The sequence below is a fragment of the Xanthobacter sp. ZOL 2024 genome (genome assembly GCF_052932325.1).
Genome location: NZ_CM128808.1, coordinates 1,999,363 through 2,015,602, shown reverse-complemented (window position 1 = coordinate 2,015,602; position 16,240 = coordinate 1,999,363). Strand labels below are relative to the sequence as shown.

Below are 16,240 nucleotides of genomic sequence, written 5' to 3'. Positions count from 1 at the left end.
TCCCGACGCCAGTGCGAGGCCGCGTTCAGGAGGAGACCGCGGTGGCGGTGCGGGCCTGCTCGGCCAGATGCCCGGCGAGGCGGTGGGCCAGCGCCATGATGGTGAGGGTGAGGTGCTTGTCCGGCAGGAACGGCACCACGCCGCCGTCGCACACATAGACATTGTCCATGTCGTGCAGGCGCATGTCCCCATTCACCACGCCGGTGGCGGGATCATCCGATGCGGCGGTGGTGCCGGCATAATGGATGCCGGTGCCGGTATTGTCCCGCGAAGCGTGCATGGAGCTGGCGCCGGCATGCCGCAGCACCTTGCGGCCCCAGGCATCCATGGCGTCCATCATGGCCTCGGTGCGGTCGGAATGGGAGAAGTCCACCGCCACGTGGGGCACGCCGAAGCGGTCCCGCGTGGTGCCCGGCCGCACCCGGTTGGCGGGCGTAGGATCACCGGCGCAGAACAGGCCGAGCGTGACATAGGAATGGAACATGAAGCGGGCGAGGCGCTCCTTCATGAACACCGGAAAGCGCTTCATGCCCGCCAGATAGTGCGGCACATCGGGAACGCCGTGGATGGCGTGGCCGATGAAGGGAAACTCCTCCCCATCGGGCAGCTTGCCCCGCGACATGAGGATCAGAAGATCCCCATAGCCGATGTCGTAATCGCGCGCCTTGCCCCACAGCTGCCACAGGGAGGTGGAGACCACCGCTTTGGGATTGTCCTGCAGCCGGAGCCCCAATTGGCCGGTGGCGTTGCCCATGCCCTCGGGCGCCATCTCGTCGGCGGAATTGAACAGGATGCGCGGGCTCTCCACCGCCCCGGCCGCCAGCACCACCACCTTGGCGGCCAGGCTGCGGGCATCACCGGTGGCCATGTCGATATAGTCCACGCCCGAGGCCTGCCGCGCGCCGCCGGCGCGGGTGACGCGCACCACCTTGGCGCCGGTGACGAGCGTGTAATTGGGCAGGTCGCGGATTTCCGGGAGCAGCCGCGAGGTGAACTTATAGACCGCGCCGGTGGGGCAGCCGGAGGTGCAGATGCCGGTGGAGACGCAGGCCTTCGGGCTGTCGGGCCGGGTGTCGATGGCCTTGCGGTTGGGAATGGCCCGGGAATAGGTCTCGCCCAGCCCGTCCACCGCGGCGATGATCATGTGATCCGGCGGCCGCAGGGGCTTGGGCTCCACGAAGATGCCGTCAGGCAGTTCCTCGATGTTCTCCGTGGTGCCGCACACCACGATGCGCCGCTCCACCGCATCGTAATGGGGCGCGAGGGTCTCGTAGGGGAATGGCCAATGGGCGAAATCCTTGGCCGAAAAGCGCACGCTGACGCCGTTCCACAGGTTCTGCAGACCGTTGACGGCGAGCACCTGATAATGGTGAAAGCCGCCTTCCGGCCAGCCGGTGGAACCGTCCCCGCCCTTCTCGTAGAGCGGATGGACGAACAGGCTGTCGTGCGGTTCCGCCGGCCAGACGGTGTTGGCGCGAATGCCGAAATCCAGCGCCGTGTTGGGCGGATCGACGGTCTTGAAATGATCGTCGGCGAGCACGCCGCCCTGTTCCAGGGAAATGACGTTCAGGCCCGCCTTGGCGAGCTCGTAGGCGAGAATGCCGCCGCCCGCCCCGGTGCCGACGACGACGACATCACAAGGGGTCGCTTCAGCCACGCACGCCTCCCAACGGCCATTCACCCACGCTTTTCAGGAACGAGGGCGAGGCGAAATGCATGTATTCGAGAAAGGCGAAGACGGCGGTGGCGTCCTCCGCCAGGTGCTCACGGCGCACCTCGCCGCCGGCGGCAAAGCCGGAACGGGCGGCGATACGGTGGAAGGCGGCGTTGAGCTGCAGATTCAGCGCGGCGATGCGGGCGAGATCGTCAATCAGCGGCTCGAGTGCCGGGTGGTAGGGATCAAGCGGCAGCAGCGCCACCACCAGCCCGTGGAAATCAAGGGCCGGCGGATCCGCCGGGGCAAGGCCCGCCGTTTCGGGATGTTCCGCAACCATGCTGATCCTCCTCAGGCGTGGGCCACGCCGCGGCCGAGCTGGCGCAGCGGGCGGCCGCTCTTCAGGTGGCGCTCGATCTCTTCCAGGGACACGCCATTGGTCTCCGGCACCAGCCACAGGGTGAAGGCAATGCCGGCCACGCAGACGAGGGCGTAAAGGCCGAACACGCCGCCGAGACCGAACTCGGCGACCAGGATGGGGAAGGAGAAGACCACCAGGAAGTTGAAGCCCCAGTTCACCAGCGAGGCGAGGCTCATGCCCAGGGCGCGCACGTTCAGCGGAAACACCTCGGCCATCATCACCCAGGGCATGGGGCCGAGGGCGATGGCGAAGGCGGAGATGTAGAGCACCAAAGCGGCGAAGGTGATGCCGTCCATGCCGGGCATGTTGGTGGCCGCGCCGATGGCGATGATGCCCAGCGCCACCGCGGTGCCGGCAAAACCGATCAGCAGCAGCAGCCGGCGGCCGATGCGGTCGATCAGCAGCATGCCCACCACCGTCATCGCCACGTTCACGAAGCCGATGCCGGCGGTGGCGAGGATGGTGTTGGTGGCCGAGCTGAAGCCGGCATGCTCGAACACGGTAGGGGCGTAATAGATCACCGCATTGATGCCGGAGAGCTGCTGCAGCAGGAACAGCCCCATGGCGACGATGAGGGCGGGGCGGACATCGGGCTTGAAGAGATCGGCGAAGCGGCCGTGGCGCTGCGCATCGGCCTCGGCGCCGGCGCGGATGGCCTCGAACTCCGCCGCCACCTTGCGATCCGTCTCCGGCTGGCCGCGCATGCGCGCCAGCACCTGGCGGGCCTCGACGTTGCGCCCGCGCGAGACGAGCCAGCGCGGCGTGTCGGTGCCCATGAAGATGCCGGCGAACAGCAGCACGGCGGGCACCGCGCCCACCGCGAACATCAGGCGCCAGTTGTCGTCGAACACATAGCCCACCAGATAGGCGCCGAGAATACCGATGGTCACGGCCAGCTGGTAGATGGAGACCAGTTGGCCCCGCTGCTCGGTGGGCGCGCTCTCGGAAATGTAGAGCGGCGCCATCATGGCGGCGATGCCCACTCCGAGGCCGATGATGAGCCGCGCCCCGGTCAGCGTCCAAAGACCACCGGCGGTGGCGCTCAGCAGCGCGCCGATGATGAACAGCGCGCCCGCCACCAGCAGCAGCTTGCGGCGGCCCGCGGCGGCCGCAAAACGCCCGCCCAGGATCGCCCCCACGAAGGCGCCGAACGGCACCGCCGAGGTCATCATGCCTTCGGCCAGCGGATCGATGCCGAGATCCTGCCGCAGCGGGCCGAGGGCGCCGGCGATGACACCCTCGTCGAAGCCGAACAGGGCGCCGGCGATGCCGGCGATGGTGGCGATGAGATAGATCACGGGCGCCCTCCACGGTGGGTCGTTGGCGCGCGGGAGCGCGCATGGGCCGGCGTCAGTCGAGGACGACGCGGGCCACCTTGCGGATCGCGGTCACGATGTCGGACACGTCGGTGTCGGTGAGGGTGGACGCGATGGTCAGGAGCGCGCCGCGGGCATGCAGATCGTCACAATGGGCGAGCGCCCCGGGCCCATAATGATAATCAGCGCCGAAGGCGTTGGACGGCAGTGTCCAGGGCGCGCCGTCGCGGCTGTTGGAGCGCTTGTTCACCAGGCTCGGAATGTTGCAGTACCAGTGCATGCCCCATTCCCGCAGGGTGAGGCAGGCGAGGGAGCCCGGCGGGCCGGCGATGCCCTCGGCCCGCAGGGCGTCCACGAAGCGGCGGGCGGTGGCCTCGTCCTTCAGCAGCATCAGCAGGAACGGGCCGGTATCCCCCTTGGGATCGACGATGGTGCGGAAGCCGAGGCCCGGCACGTCGGCGAGGGCGCTGCGGATGCGCCATTTGGCGTCGCGCATGGCGCCGGTGATCTGGCCGAGCTTGCGCATCTGGGCAAGACACATGGCGCCGGACAGCTCGGACATGCGCGCGCCCACGCCCCACAGCTGGCAGCTCTCGTCGGAGGTGTCGAGGCGGCCCTGGGCGTTGCGCGGATAGCCGAGGTCGTGCAAGGCGACGATGCGGCGGAACAGGTCGTCGCGCTCGGTCACCACCATGCCGCCGTCGCCGGAGGTCATGTTCTTGTTCAGCTGGAACGAGAAGATGCCGATGTCGCCGAAAGTGCCCACGGCCTTGCCGTTCTGGCTGGCGCCCGCGGCCTGGGCACAGTCCTCGATGAGGCCGATGCCGCGGGTCTTGCAGATCGCCGCCACCTCGGCCACCCGCCCGGGCGCGCCGCTCATATGCACCATCAAGGCGGCGCGGGTCTGGGGGCCGATCTTGCGGGCCAGGTCTTCGGGATCGAGGGTGAAGCAGTCGTCGATGTCCACCAGGCGCGGAATGGCGCCGGCGCGCACCACGGCGCTGACACAGCTGACCCACAGATAGCCGGGAACCAGAACCTCGTCGCCGGGGCCGATCTCCAGCGCCGACATGGCGATGCTCAAGGCCGCCGTGCCGGAGGATACGCCCAGGGCATGCTTGTGGCCAAAGGCGGCGCACCATTCGTTCTCCAGCGTATCCACCATGTGCTGGAGATCGGGGCCGTAGAAACGGAACGGGCTGCGGGCCTGAACCACGCGCGAGACCAGCTCCAGCTCCTCCGCGCCGATCCAGTGGGCGCCGGGCAGTTCCCAGGGCAGCGGCGCGGTGCGGACGGGCTGTCCACCCTCGATGGCGAGGCGGTTGGCGTGCTCCTGCGCGGCGGTGGGCATGGTCACGAGCGTGTCCCCCTTTTCCTCGCCAGGAGCCGAGGCGTCTCTGCTCTGGAATTATTTTAATGTTATGCTTCAGCTTGAGGACATCTTACAAGACTTTTTGTCCTGAGTTGAGTGTCTGAGCTCAAGACCCATTCCAGGTAGGGGTTTCCGGGTGAAATCTTCATGAGGCCGTTCCTTTATACCGCCATCCTTGTCTTGTGGTTCGGAGTCCTGTTCGGCTTCAGCACCGCCTCCATTGCCGGAGTCGTCGGGGACATTGCGGCGGCGTTCGCGCTCTCGACGCGCGCAACGGAAATGGTGGTGACGGCCCTGCTGCTCGGCTGCTTCATCGGCGCGGCTTTGGCGGCGCCGCTCTCGGCACGGATCGGCCGCAAGCCGTCGTGCCTGATCGCCGCGGGCCTCGCCATTGCCGGCTATGCGCTCATCCCCCTCGGCCAACAGGCGGCGCCTGGGCCCGCCATGCTGGTGGCGGCACGCATGCTCATCGGCCTCGGGGTCGGCCTGTCCTCCATGGTGGTTCCCATGTATGCGGCCGAGGCGACGCCGGCCCGACATCGCGGCGCCGTGGTCTCCCTGTTCCAGCTGGCCATTACCATCGGCATCCTGGTGGGCTATGCGGTGCCGCTGGCGCTCCACGATCGGGCTTCCTGGCAGGTGATGCTGGGTGGTGGCATCGTCATCGCCGCGTTCAGCGCCCTGTCGGTGCTGCTGCTGCCGGAAAGCCCCCGCTGGCTGAAGGCGCAGGGCCGCACCGCAGCCGCCGCCACCGCCGCCCGCCAGCTCGGCATTCTCGATGAGATGGGCCCGCAGGCGGGCGAACCGGCCGGCGATAAGCCGGCGGGGGACTGGCGGGCGGCACTGCGCGCCGGCAGCACCGCGGCCGTTCTGCTGCTCTGCAGCGTGCTGTTCATCCTGCAGAACTTCTCCGGCATCGACGGTATTCTTTATTATGCGCCGCACATCTTCACCGAGCTGGGCTTTGCGGCCGGCACCGCCGCCCTGGCGGCGACGTTCGGGCTCGGCCTGGTGAACGTGCTGGCGACGGTGCTCGCCATGGCCCTGGTGGACCGGCTGGGCCGGCGCCCGCTGCTCATCGCCGGCTCGGCGGCCATGGCGGCCAGCCTCGCCACGGTGATCCTCGCCGCCAGCCAGGACTGGCCGTGGATGGCGCTCCTGGGACTTGGCGCCTATATCGTCGCCTTCGCCCTGTCCCTCGGCCCCCTGCCCTATGTGCTGATGGCCGAGCTGTTCCCCACCGCCATCCGCGAGCGCGGCATCGCCGTCGCCTCGGCCACCAGCTGGCTGTTCAACGGCATCGTGGCGGGCACCTTCCTGTCGCTGGTGCAGGGCATCGGCCTTCCCGGCACCATCAGCATCTTCCTCGGCGTCTGCCTGCTGTCGCTGGCCATCTCCCTCGCCTTCGTGCCGGAAACGCGGCGGGTGGGGCTGGAGCAGATCGAGGCGGATGTTCTGGCCGGCCGGCCGCTGCGCCGGCTCGGCGCCCACGGCTGACGCCGCGCGGCCTCAGACCAGGAAGCCGGCAATCACCTCGCATTCCGCCGCGCTCAGATGGAAATCGAAGATCGCCAGGTCTTCCGCCATGTGCACGGCTGATGTGGTGCCCGTCAGGCACACCACATCCTGCTGGGTGAGGTAGCGGAAAAAGGCCTGCGCGGGGGTCGCCCCATGCCGCCCCGCGATCGCCCCGAGCTCCGGCCGCGCCAGCAGATCCGGATTGGCGGTGAGGGTCCAGAAGCTCTCGTAGAGCACCCCTTCGCGCCGGCAGAAGGCGCGGATCTCCCGATCATAGCCGGTCTTGGCATAGAACCGGTTCTGCAGCAGCGCCGGCTTGATGCGGGCGTGCTCATAGATCCTCTTGAAGCGCTCCGGCTCATAGCAATTGCTGAGGCCGAGCTGGCGCACCACTCCACCCTCGCAGGCGCTCTCCATGGCCCGCCAGACGGCGAAGGTGTGCTCGTCGTCCGGATAGGGCGAGTGGAGGATCAGGGCGTCGAGATAGTCCGTGCGCAGGTTGCGCAGCGATGCGCGAAAGGACTGCCGCACCTGCTCGTCCAGCGGACCCGCCGGATCGTAGGGCAGATTGGCCGGCTCCTGACCGCCGACGGGGGTGAATTTGGTCTGCAGGTAGAGGTCCCGGCGCGACAGCCCTTCGGCCAGCACCGCCGCCACCCCCGCGCCCACGCCCGGCTCGTCATAATGCTTGGGCTGACAGGCGGTGTCGATGCCGCGAAAACCCGCCCGCAGGGCCTGCGCCACCAGATCGGCGGTCCGCTCCTTCTTCCAGGCGGTGCCGTAGAGCAGGCGCGGCATCCGCACTCCCGCGCTGGAGAGGATGCCTTGCGGCGCATCGTCATCCCTGTCCGCCATCACCCCAGCCCCCCCTTGCCGCCCCCGTGCCGCAGCCGTCAGCCCGCTGCCCCGACGTCTCGCCTGCCCTGGCCCGCCGGTCCGGACCCGCGCGCGCCGCGCTCGAGCCGCGGCTGCACGCAACGGGCGTGCCAACGGCGGGACGATTCCCCCACCGAGGCTGGCCTGCGGTGTCCCGCGGGTCAACCGCCGTAGCCGGCGAACTTCGACTTGGAGATGGAGGTGGCCGCCACCTGCACGTGCTGCACCAGTTCGGCCTGCGCCCGCTCCACCGTCCAGCGGGTGGTGGGCACGGAGATGTTGATGGCGGCCACGGCGCGGCCGTGCTCGTCGGTAATGGCGGCGGCCACCGAAATGTCGCCCATCACTGTCTCGTTCATGACGATGGCGTAGCCGGTCTCCCGCGCCTGGCGCACCCGCGCGCGCAGGGCCTGCGGATCGGTGACCGTGAAGGGGGTGATGGGCTCCAGGGGCGTACGGCGCAGCGCCTCCTCCAGCTCCTCGTCGGAATGGCGCGAGAGGATGGCGGTGCCCGAGGCGGTGAACAGGGCCGGCAGGCGGCTGCCCACCACGATGTCCACATTCACCAGATGCCGGCCGGGAAAGCGGGCGACAAACACGATCTCGTGGCCGTCCAACTCCTGCAAATTGGCCGTCTCACCCACGTTGCGGCTGATCTCGAGCAGATAGGGCGAAGCCTTGTCGATCAGTTCGTTGGCGCGGATGTAGCTGTAGGAGAACTGCAGCACCTTGGAGGTGAGGCGATAGTTGCGGGTCTGCGGCACCCGCTGCAAATAGCCCAGCGCCTCCAGGGTGTGCACCAGGCGCTGGGTGGCGCTGCGGTCGAGGCCGGAGGCGCGGGCGATGTCCACCAGCGTCATGAAGCGGTGCGGCCCGTCGAAGGCGTGCAGCACCTGGAACGCCTTTTCCACCGACCCGACGAACAGGGTCGAGCGCTCCGCCTTGGCGGCCGCCTTCTCCGGTTCGGCCTGGGAAGTGAGGGAAGACCCGGTTCGCGTCATGGCCCCTATCTGTCTGCGATCGGCGGTCATTGCAAGCCGTGCCTCCCCTTTGCCGTCAGGCCGCGCGCTCGGTGACGGCCAACAGGCGCTGCAGCTCGGCCCGCAGCGCGCTCTGCAGGGCCGGGGCCGGCTCCACCAGCGGCGCCAGCATGTGGGGCGCGTTGACACCGATCAGGTCCATGACCGACTTCATGGGGCCGGGGTTGGTCTCCTGGAACGCCATGTTCATGAGGGGGATCAGCTGGCGGTGGAGCGCCAGCGCCTCGGCGGTGCGGCCGGCCTCAGCCGCCTCCAGCATCTGCCGCCAGGCGCGCGGCAGCAGGTTCGCCGTCACCACGATGCCGCCCTTGGCGCCCGCCGCCACATGCAGGGGGAAGAGGCTGTCCTCGCCGCTCAGCACGGTGAAGCTCTCGTCCACCCCGGCCACCACCTGCAGGAAGTGGTACATGTCGAGATTGCACGCCTTCATGCCGATGATGTTGGGATGGCGCGACAACGTGTGGATCACCTCCGGCGCGATGGCGATGCGGGTGCGGTAGGGGATCTCGTAGAGCAGCACCGGCACCGGCGAGGCATCGGCATAGCGCAGGAAATAGTCGCGCAAACCGGCCTGGGTGGGGTTGGTGTAATAGGGCGTCAGCACCAGCAGGGCATCGACGCCCTCGGCGGCGAACTCTTTGCCGGCCTGAAGCGCATCATGAAAGCCGGTGTCGAGCACGCCGGCGATCACCGGGCCCTTGCCGGCCATGGCGGTGACCGACAGCGCCGCCATGCGCTGCCGCTCGCGCCGGGCCAGCGCCCCATATTCGCCCGTGCCCCCGAGCGGCACCACGCCATCGACCCCCTGCTGCAGCAGCCAGGAGAACAGGGCGCCGACGGCCACCTCGTCCACGCTGTCGTCATCGCGCACCGGCGTGGGCAGGGCGGGGAAGATGCCTCGAAGGCGGTCTGCGGTCAGCATTGAACAAAACCTCTGTGGGGAAACGGATTCAGCGGGCGGCGGGACGACGCAGCCGGTCGGCCACGAAGATCAGCACCCCAACGAACAGGAACAGGCAGGTGGACACCGCCGCGATCACCGGGGACACCTGCAGCGTCACCTCGTCCCAGAACTGCTTGGGCAAAGTGGCGTTGAGGCCGCCGGAGGCGAACAAAGCGATGGTGAGCTCGTCAAACGAGGTCGCGAAGGCGAACAGGAAGGACGACATCATGCCCGCGCCGAGGATGGGCAGGGTGACGTGCCGCAGGGTGGCGAAGCGCCCGGCGCCCAGGCTCTGGGCGGCAAGGTCGAGGCGGGTGTCGTAGGTGCGCAGCACCGCCATCATGGTCATCACCACATAGGGCACCGCCACCACCGTGTGGCCCAGCACCAGACCGAGGGCGCTGCCCACCAGGCCGATGTTGGCGAAGAAGTAGAACAGGCCCACGGCGATGATGATGCGCGGCACCACGATGGGCGACAGCACCAGGCCCAGCAGCAGCCCCTTGCCCGGCAGGTTGCCGCGCACCAGAAGGAAGGCCGCCGGCGTACCGATGAGCATGGACAGGAGGCCGGTGCCGACGCCAACGATCAGCGAGCGGGTGAGCGCCTGCATCCAGATGGGCGAGTTGAAGACGTCCTGGTACCACTGCAGGGTGAAGCCGGTAGGCGGCCAGTTGAGCCCGCCGCTGCCGAACGACAGCGGGATCATCAGCACCGCCGGCACGGTCATGACGATGAGGATGGTCCACACCACCACCGACAGCCCTCGGGAACTCTCGCCGGGCGCCCGCCGCCGGCGGCGTCGGGGCAGCAGCGCCAGCAGCGCGTCGGTGATGACACCGAGCACCGTGAGGATGGCGTCGCCGATGCGATGGGCGAAGCTTGAGCCGGCGCCGGCGGCCCGCGCCGACGATGATCCGGTCATGGTGGAGAGGCCGAGCAGGCGGTCGTAGACCACGAACACCGCCAGCACCACCACCAGCAGCAGCACCGAGATGGCCCCGGCGAAGCCCCAGTTCAGGGTCTGCTGGATCTGGTCGATGATCAGTTGGGTGATCATGGTCTCGCGCCGCCCGCCCAACAGCGCCGGCACGATGAAGAAGCCGATGGAGGTGACGAACACCATGATGGCGCCCGCCGCCACACCCGGCAGCGACAGCGGGAAATAGACCTTCCAGAACGCGCTGCCCGGCCGGGCGCCCAGGGTGGAGGCGGCCCGCGGCAGGTTGCGGTCGATATTCTCCATCACCGACAACATGGTGAGCACCGCCAACGGCAGCAGCGCGTGCACCATGCCCACCAGCACGCTGCCCAGATTGTAGAGCAGGTCCGCCGGCCGCTCGATGAGGCCAAGTCCCAGCAGCAGCTTGTTCACCACCCCGTGGCGCCCCAGCAGCACCACCCAGGCGAACGCCCGCACCAGGAAGCTGGTCCAGAACGACAGCAGCACCCAGAACAGCAGCCGCTCCTTGGCCGGCCCGCTGCGCGTGGAGATGAGATAGGCCACCGGATAGCCGAGCACGGTGGAGAAGACCGCGGTGAGCAGCGAGATCTTCAAGGTGATCAGCAGCACGTCGAAATAGACCGACGAGGCGAACAACTGCTGATACTGCTTCAGGCTGAAGCCGCTCTCGCCGAACACGCTGAGCGCCAGAAGCTGGCCCACCGGCAGGATCAGGAACACCGCCAGCAGCGCCACCAGCGGCACGCCCATGGCGAGCTTGGTGAGCACCGCCCGGCGGGCATGGGCGCGCCGCGCCGCGTGGTTCACCCCCTGTGCCACCACATGCGAAGAGGCCATGGCTCAGGCTCCCGCGCTGGGAATGGCGACGGCGTCGGCGCTGTGCCATTCTACCGCCAGGAGGTCGCCGATGGCATGGTGGGGGCTGCGGCGATGGGTGGGGAACGCCGCCACCAGCGGCGGCAGGCCCGGCGTCACCGGGTCCAGATAGAGCTTGGTGAGACTGCCGCTCACCATGATCTCGGCGAGCCGGCCGGTGACCCGCCCATCGTCGGGCCGGGCGGCATCGACGGTGAGGTTCTGCGGGCGCACCAGCACCTTCACCTCCTGGCCCGGCGTGAAGGCCGCGCCATTGCCGCCCACCGGCGCCACCACGCCCCCCATGGCCACGTCCAGCGTCTCGCCAGCGACGGCGCGCACGGTGGCCGGCAGCAGGTTCGATTCCCCGAGGAAATCAGCCACGAACAGGGTGCGCGGACGGAAATAGAGATCGTCCGGCGTGCCCAATTGCTCGATGGACCCGGCATTCATCAGGCAGATGCGATCCGACATGGTCATCGCCTCTTCCTGGTCGTGGGTCACATAGATGATGGTGGTGCCGAGCTCGCGATGGATACGCTTGATCTCAAGCTGCATATGGTCGCGCAGCTTCTTGTCGAGGGCGCCCAGGGGCTCGTCCATGAGCACGATGGAGGGGCGGAACACCAGGGCGCGGGCGAGCGCGATGCGCTGCTGCTGGCCGCCGGACAGCTCACGCGGAAAGCGGGCGGCCACCTGCGGCAGCCGCACCATCTCCAGCGCCTCCTGGGCGCGGCGGTGCGCCTCGGCGGTACCGACCTTCCGCATTTTCAGGGGAAAGGCGATGTTGTCGATGACGCTCATGTGGGGGAACAGGGCATAGTTCTGGAAGACCATGCCGATGTCCCGCTCATAGGGCGGGCTGTAGGTGATGTCGGCGCCCTCCATGAGGATGGCGCCGGCATCGGCGTCCGCCAGCCCGGCGATCAGGCTGAGCAAAGTGGTCTTGCCCGACCCCGAGGGGCCGAGCAGGGTGAGGAACTCACCGTCCGCCACATCGAGGTCCGTCGGGGCAAGGGCGACGAAATCACCGTAGGTCTTGGTGAGCTGCGAGATCTTCAGGCTCGATGCGGCCATGGCGGGCTCCTGTCGTCTGGAAGGAACGGCTTACTTCAGGAGCCAGGCGTTGAAGCGCTCGATGACCGCGGCCTGGTTGTCGAACCAGTATTTGGCGTCGATCTTCAGGCCGGTCTTGATGTTGTCCGGATAGGTGGGGCAGTTCTTCGCCATCTCCGGCTTGATGTAGTTGAAGGCCTCCGGCTGGGTGACGCCGGCGGGGAAATACTCGGTCAGCGCTGCCTGGCGCTTGGGGTCGGACGCGAAGGTGATGAACTGGCGGCAGGCGTCCGCATTGGGCGAGCCGGCCAGGATCGACCAGCTGTCGGCCCCCCAGATGCCCTGGTTCCAGATGATCCCCACCGGCGCGCCGGCGGTCTGCGCGGCCTGGGCACGGGACACCCAGGTGGGCAGCATGTCCACCTCGCCGGAGGTCAGCATGTGCTCCACCTGCGCGCCGCTGGTCCACCACACGGCCACGTCCGGCTTGATCTTGTCGAGGGAGGCGAAGGCCTTGTCGAGGTCACACGGATAGACCTTGTCGGTGGGCACGCCGGCCGCCATCAGCGACTGTTCGATGGTGTCGAACGCATGCTTGCGCATGGCGCGGCGGCCGGGAATGCCCTTCACGTCCCACAGGTCCGCCCAGCTCTCCGGCGCCTTGCGGCCCTTGAAGGCATCGGTGCGATAGGCGAGCACGGTGGAATAGACGTTGGTGCCGACCCCATAAGGCGACATGTACTGGGCCGGGATCGACTTGATCACCGCCTCGTTCTCGAGGCCGTGCTTTTCGAGATAGACCCGCGCGCCGGCGGTGAGGATGAGGATGGCCGGCGAGCTGATCTTGGCCATGTCCCAGGTGTAGTTGCCGGTTTCCACCATGCTCTTGATCTGGGCGGTGGGCTCGGCATTGGCCTGCACCGCCACCACCTCGATGCCGGTGGCCTCGGTGAAGGGGCGGTAATAGATGGCACCATAGGCCTTGGTGTAGATGCCACCGTCGTCGCGCACCACGATGCGCTTGTTCTGGGCCCGGGCGGGGCTCCACACGGCGGGCATGGCGAGGGCGCCAGCGGCGGCGGCCCCCAGCAGCACGGTGCGACGCGAAACTCCGTTGGTCTTCGACGCGTGGGTCATGGCAGTTCCCTTATGTTTTTCAGGCTCTGGAGGGTCTTGAAAGGGGTGGGATGTCAGGACGCCGGCGGCAGCAGCTTGCCGGGGTTGAACAGGCCGGCGGGGTCAAGCGCCGCCTTGAGGGTGCGCATGAGGGCGAGTTCCACCGCCGGCTTGCGGCGCGCCATCTCCGGCACCAGGGTCTGGCCGATGCCGTGCTCGGCGCTGAAGGTGCCGCCGAGGGCGCTGCCGGCATCGGTCACTGCCGCCCGCACCCGGGCCGCGATCTCATCCCGGTTCTCCAGCGCCGCCCAGGCGGCATGGGTGAAGAAGGGGATGAAGTGGACATTGCCGTCGCCCATGTGGGCCACCACGATGGCAGGCAGATCCGGCACCACCGCGCGCATGGCTTCGGTGGCGCTCCGGAGGAAGGCGGGCACGGCGGAAACCGGCACCGCGCAATCGGTGGTGAGGCCCACGCCCGCCTTCTTGTTGGCTTCGGAAACGCTGTGCCGCACCAGCCACATGGCGGCGCGCTGCGCCTCGCTGGAGGCCAGAACCGCATCGGCGACGAGGCCCGCGCCCAGCGCCTGCTCCAGCACCTTTTCCAACGTCGCGGTCAGCTCGCCTTCGTCGCCGGTGTCGGACAATTCCACCAGAAGGTGCCAGGGGGCGCCGGCGGCAAGCGGATTGCGCCGCCCGGGCACGTGGTCGAGCACCAATTGCAGCTGCAGCGCGTTCATCAGCTCGAACGCCGAGAGCCGCGAGCTGCACGCGGCCTGGAACAGGCCGAGCAGCTCCAGCGCCTGCTCCGGCGTCTCCAGCGCCAGCCACGCCACCGCATGGGCGGTGGGCAGGGGATGCAGCTTCAGCACCGCGCCGGTGACGATCCCCAAGGTGCCTTCGGCGCCGATGAACAGGTGCTTGAGATCATAACCGGTGTTGTTCTTGCGCAGGGTGTAGAGGCCATCCCAGATGCTGCCGTCGGGCAGCACCACCTCGAGGCCCAGGATGTTCTCCCGCGTGTTGCCATAGCGCAGCACGCCGGTGCCGCCGGCATTGGTGGCGATGGTGCCGCCGATCTGGCACGAGCCCTCGGCGCCGAGGCTGATGGGATAGAGCCGGCCGGCGGCGGCCGCCGCCTCCTGCACCGTCGCCAGCACGCAGCCGGCTTCCACCACCATGGTGTTGTTGGCGGCATCGAGGGCGCGGATGCGGCGCATGCGGGAGAGATTGATGATGACCGGGCGCGCCGCGCCCCCCGGCACGGCACCGCCGCACAAGCTGGTGTTGCCACCCTGCGGCAGCACCGGAACCCCACGGGTGGCGCAGATCTTCACCACCGCAGCCACTTCCTGGGTGGTGGCCGGCAGCACCACGCACTCAGCCGCGCCGCTATATCGCCCGCGCCAGTCGGTGAGATGGGGGGCGACATCGGCCGGCGCGGTGAGAATGGCCGTTTCGGCCAGGACCTGCCGGAGCGCGGAAAGGATCGTCATCGGGCGGTGCCTTGTGCGACGAATGCGAATTTTAATCGCATAACGATTACATCAATTGTATCTTAAACAAAGCGGCCCGCAGGTATCAAGACCTCTGCGGCCCCGCCCCGGCCGTATTCGGCCGAAAAGCCAGGGGCCGGCTCCGCGGCCGGCGCGCCTTGGCCGCGCCCCGACCACGGGGGACAACGGAGTTGAGAGGGCAAAAGGGGCCGGTGGTTGTCACGCCCGGGCGTCAAAGATCCCCTTGGCGCGCCTGCTCCACGCGCGATCCGCACGTACCGGCTTACGCGGCGACGTTGGACGCGGCGTGCACGCGGAACTCATGGGGGCTGATGCCACGCCCCTGGCGGAAGGCGCGGGCGAAATGGGCCGGCGCCGCATAGCCCAGCACCGTGGAGATCGCGGTAACGGAAAGATCGGTGTCGCGCAGCAGTTCCGCCGCCCGCTTGATGCGCATAGCGTTGGCGAGCTCCCGGAAGCTGGTGCCCTCGCGATTGAGCTCGCGCTGGAGGGTCCGCACGCTGGTATCCACCGCATGCGCCGCGCTCTCGATGGACACCCGACCGCTGAGCACCTGTGTCCAGATCTGCTGCTCCAGCACGTCACGCAGGCGGTTCAACGTGCGGCACTCCACCCGCGCCCGGGCGATATCGGCCACGGTGATCGGCGGCAGGGCGCCGCCGTGGCGCGCCCGCCGCCGCAAGAGATCTGCAGGAAAGGTGACGGCGAGCGCCGGCGCATCGAACACCACCGGGCACCCGAACGTCGCCTCGAACAGCTCCGGCCGCGGCGGTCGCGGCAGATCGAAGGCGATCCGCCCCGGCCGCCAGGCGGCCGGCAGAAAAGCCCGGCACAGGCTGAGCAGAATGCCGGCGGTGCCCACCGCCACATGGGTATAGCCATCGAAACCTCGGGCCGCGCTGGCATAAGCGAGCCGCGCGGTGCCCTCATGGACCGCCAGCGACATCACATCGCCCCGGCTGTGGAAGCCGATGGTGTCGATGCCCCGCGCAATCGCCGCGCCGAGGGTGGGCGCGGCCAGCATGTAGGTGGCCCAGCAGCCCTTGCTGGCCATGGTCAGGTGCGGCGCCAGCGTCAGCGAGAAGGCATCGTCCCCGGAAAAACGCGCCACCGCATCCACGAAGGTGGTCACGGTGATGTGAGGGATGAAGCAATCCTGGTCCTCCACCGCCTCGATATCGAGCATGGCCGCCTGAACCGCCCGCTGCAGCACCCGCTCGCCGAAGCTCTCGCGCACGAAGCCGGGAACTCCGGCCAGCGCGGTCACCGTCAGCAGCGGGGTGTCGCCCAGTGCCGCACGGGCCGGGAGCCTGCGCGGCACTGGCGCAAAATGGGTGGTCGGCGCCTGCCTTCTTTGCTCTGTCACCTGAGCCGCTCCGGTGCGAGTGGTGGCGAATCCGCGGAGAGCGCCCCTTGTCGGATACGATAAGGGCGGGATGTGGGACTGACCACGCTTTCCCGAGCGCGCCCCACCCGGACGGGGGTCGCCGGGCTGGGAGCAGCGCACAGCGCGCCCTGCACCGGAGCGGACCGCGCGCCGCGCCGGCGCGCCCTTCCACGCCGACCGCACAGCCCGATGCGGCCGACACAAC

At 68.6% G+C, this 16,240-nt stretch carries 13 protein-coding genes; 1 reads left to right on the top strand and 12 read right to left on the bottom strand.

Annotated elements, in window-relative coordinates; all coding sequences use genetic code 11:
• Nucleotides 1-25: 25 nt before the first annotated feature.
• Genes ACU4E7_RS09345 through ACU4E7_RS09330 form a run of 4 tightly spaced genes read right to left on the bottom strand, consistent with a single transcriptional unit; the run spans nucleotide 26 to nucleotide 4,742 of the window.
• A complete protein-coding gene (locus tag ACU4E7_RS09345) occupies nucleotides 26-1,657 on the bottom strand; it encodes a GMC oxidoreductase (protein WP_447021349.1) in 1,632 nt (543 codons plus the stop codon).
• Nucleotides 1,650-1,994: a hypothetical protein gene (locus ACU4E7_RS09340; protein ID WP_238123666.1), complete on the bottom strand. Its 345-nt coding sequence runs from the start codon at nucleotides 1,992-1,994 to the stop codon at nucleotides 1,650-1,652. The genes ACU4E7_RS09345 and ACU4E7_RS09340 overlap by 8 nt, the downstream gene beginning before the upstream one ends.
• Before the next feature lie 11 nt (nucleotides 1,995-2,005).
• Nucleotides 2,006-3,373 (bottom strand): sugar porter family MFS transporter, encoded by a 1,368-nt coding sequence (locus ACU4E7_RS09335; protein WP_447021348.1) that lies wholly within the window; start codon nucleotides 3,371-3,373, stop codon nucleotides 2,006-2,008.
• Between the two features lie 52 nt (nucleotides 3,374-3,425).
• On the bottom strand, nucleotides 3,426-4,742 hold the full coding sequence (locus tag ACU4E7_RS09330) for a DegT/DnrJ/EryC1/StrS family aminotransferase (protein ID WP_238123699.1): 1,317 nt from the start codon (nucleotides 4,740-4,742) through the stop codon (nucleotides 3,426-3,428).
• Between the two features lie 168 nt (nucleotides 4,743-4,910).
• Between ACU4E7_RS09330 and ACU4E7_RS09325 the strand changes: the two genes are divergently transcribed.
• Nucleotides 4,911-6,260 carry a sugar porter family MFS transporter gene (locus ACU4E7_RS09325; RefSeq protein ID WP_447021347.1) on the top strand — a complete coding sequence of 450 codons (1,350 nt, stop codon included), beginning with the start codon at nucleotides 4,911-4,913 and terminating at the stop codon, nucleotides 6,258-6,260.
• A 12-nt stretch (nucleotides 6,261-6,272) separates the two neighbouring features.
• Here the strand turns inward: ACU4E7_RS09325 and ACU4E7_RS09320 are convergent, their stop codons facing one another.
• The 8 genes from ACU4E7_RS09320 to ACU4E7_RS09285 all read right to left on the bottom strand — a co-directional run bounded on the left by ACU4E7_RS09320 (nucleotide 6,273) and on the right by ACU4E7_RS09285 (nucleotide 16,014).
• On the bottom strand, nucleotides 6,273-7,136 hold the full coding sequence (locus ACU4E7_RS09320) for an aldo/keto reductase family protein (protein ID WP_447021346.1): 864 nt from the start codon (nucleotides 7,134-7,136) through the stop codon (nucleotides 6,273-6,275).
• 182 nt (nucleotides 7,137-7,318) lie between these two features.
• Nucleotides 7,319-8,158 (bottom strand): IclR family transcriptional regulator, encoded by an 840-nt coding sequence (locus tag ACU4E7_RS09315; RefSeq protein ID WP_238123670.1) that lies wholly within the window; start codon nucleotides 8,156-8,158, stop codon nucleotides 7,319-7,321.
• 55 nt (nucleotides 8,159-8,213) lie between these two features.
• A complete protein-coding gene (gene dapA, locus ACU4E7_RS09310) occupies nucleotides 8,214-9,119 on the bottom strand; it encodes a 4-hydroxy-tetrahydrodipicolinate synthase (protein WP_447021345.1) in 906 nt (301 codons plus the stop codon).
• A gap of 28 nt (nucleotides 9,120-9,147) precedes the next feature.
• Nucleotides 9,148-10,941 (bottom strand): ABC transporter permease subunit, encoded by a 1,794-nt coding sequence (locus ACU4E7_RS09305; protein ID WP_447021344.1) that lies wholly within the window; start codon nucleotides 10,939-10,941, stop codon nucleotides 9,148-9,150.
• A 3-nt stretch (nucleotides 10,942-10,944) separates the two neighbouring features.
• Nucleotides 10,945-12,036 (bottom strand): ABC transporter ATP-binding protein, encoded by a 1,092-nt coding sequence (locus ACU4E7_RS09300; RefSeq protein ID WP_447021343.1) that lies wholly within the window; start codon nucleotides 12,034-12,036, stop codon nucleotides 10,945-10,947.
• 30 nt (nucleotides 12,037-12,066) lie between these two features.
• Nucleotides 12,067-13,152 (bottom strand): ABC transporter substrate-binding protein, encoded by a 1,086-nt coding sequence (locus ACU4E7_RS09295; RefSeq protein WP_447021342.1) that lies wholly within the window; start codon nucleotides 13,150-13,152, stop codon nucleotides 12,067-12,069.
• Nucleotides 13,153-13,205: 53 nt separating this feature from the next.
• Nucleotides 13,206-14,627: an FAD-binding oxidoreductase gene (locus tag ACU4E7_RS09290; RefSeq protein ID WP_447021341.1), complete on the bottom strand. Its 1,422-nt coding sequence runs from the start codon at nucleotides 14,625-14,627 to the stop codon at nucleotides 13,206-13,208.
• A 283-nt stretch (nucleotides 14,628-14,910) separates the two neighbouring features.
• Nucleotides 14,911-16,014, bottom strand: a complete 1,104-nt coding sequence (locus ACU4E7_RS09285) for an AraC family transcriptional regulator ligand-binding domain-containing protein (protein ID WP_447021340.1) — start codon at nucleotides 16,012-16,014, stop codon at nucleotides 14,911-14,913.
• Nucleotides 16,015-16,240: the final 226 nt, after the last annotated feature.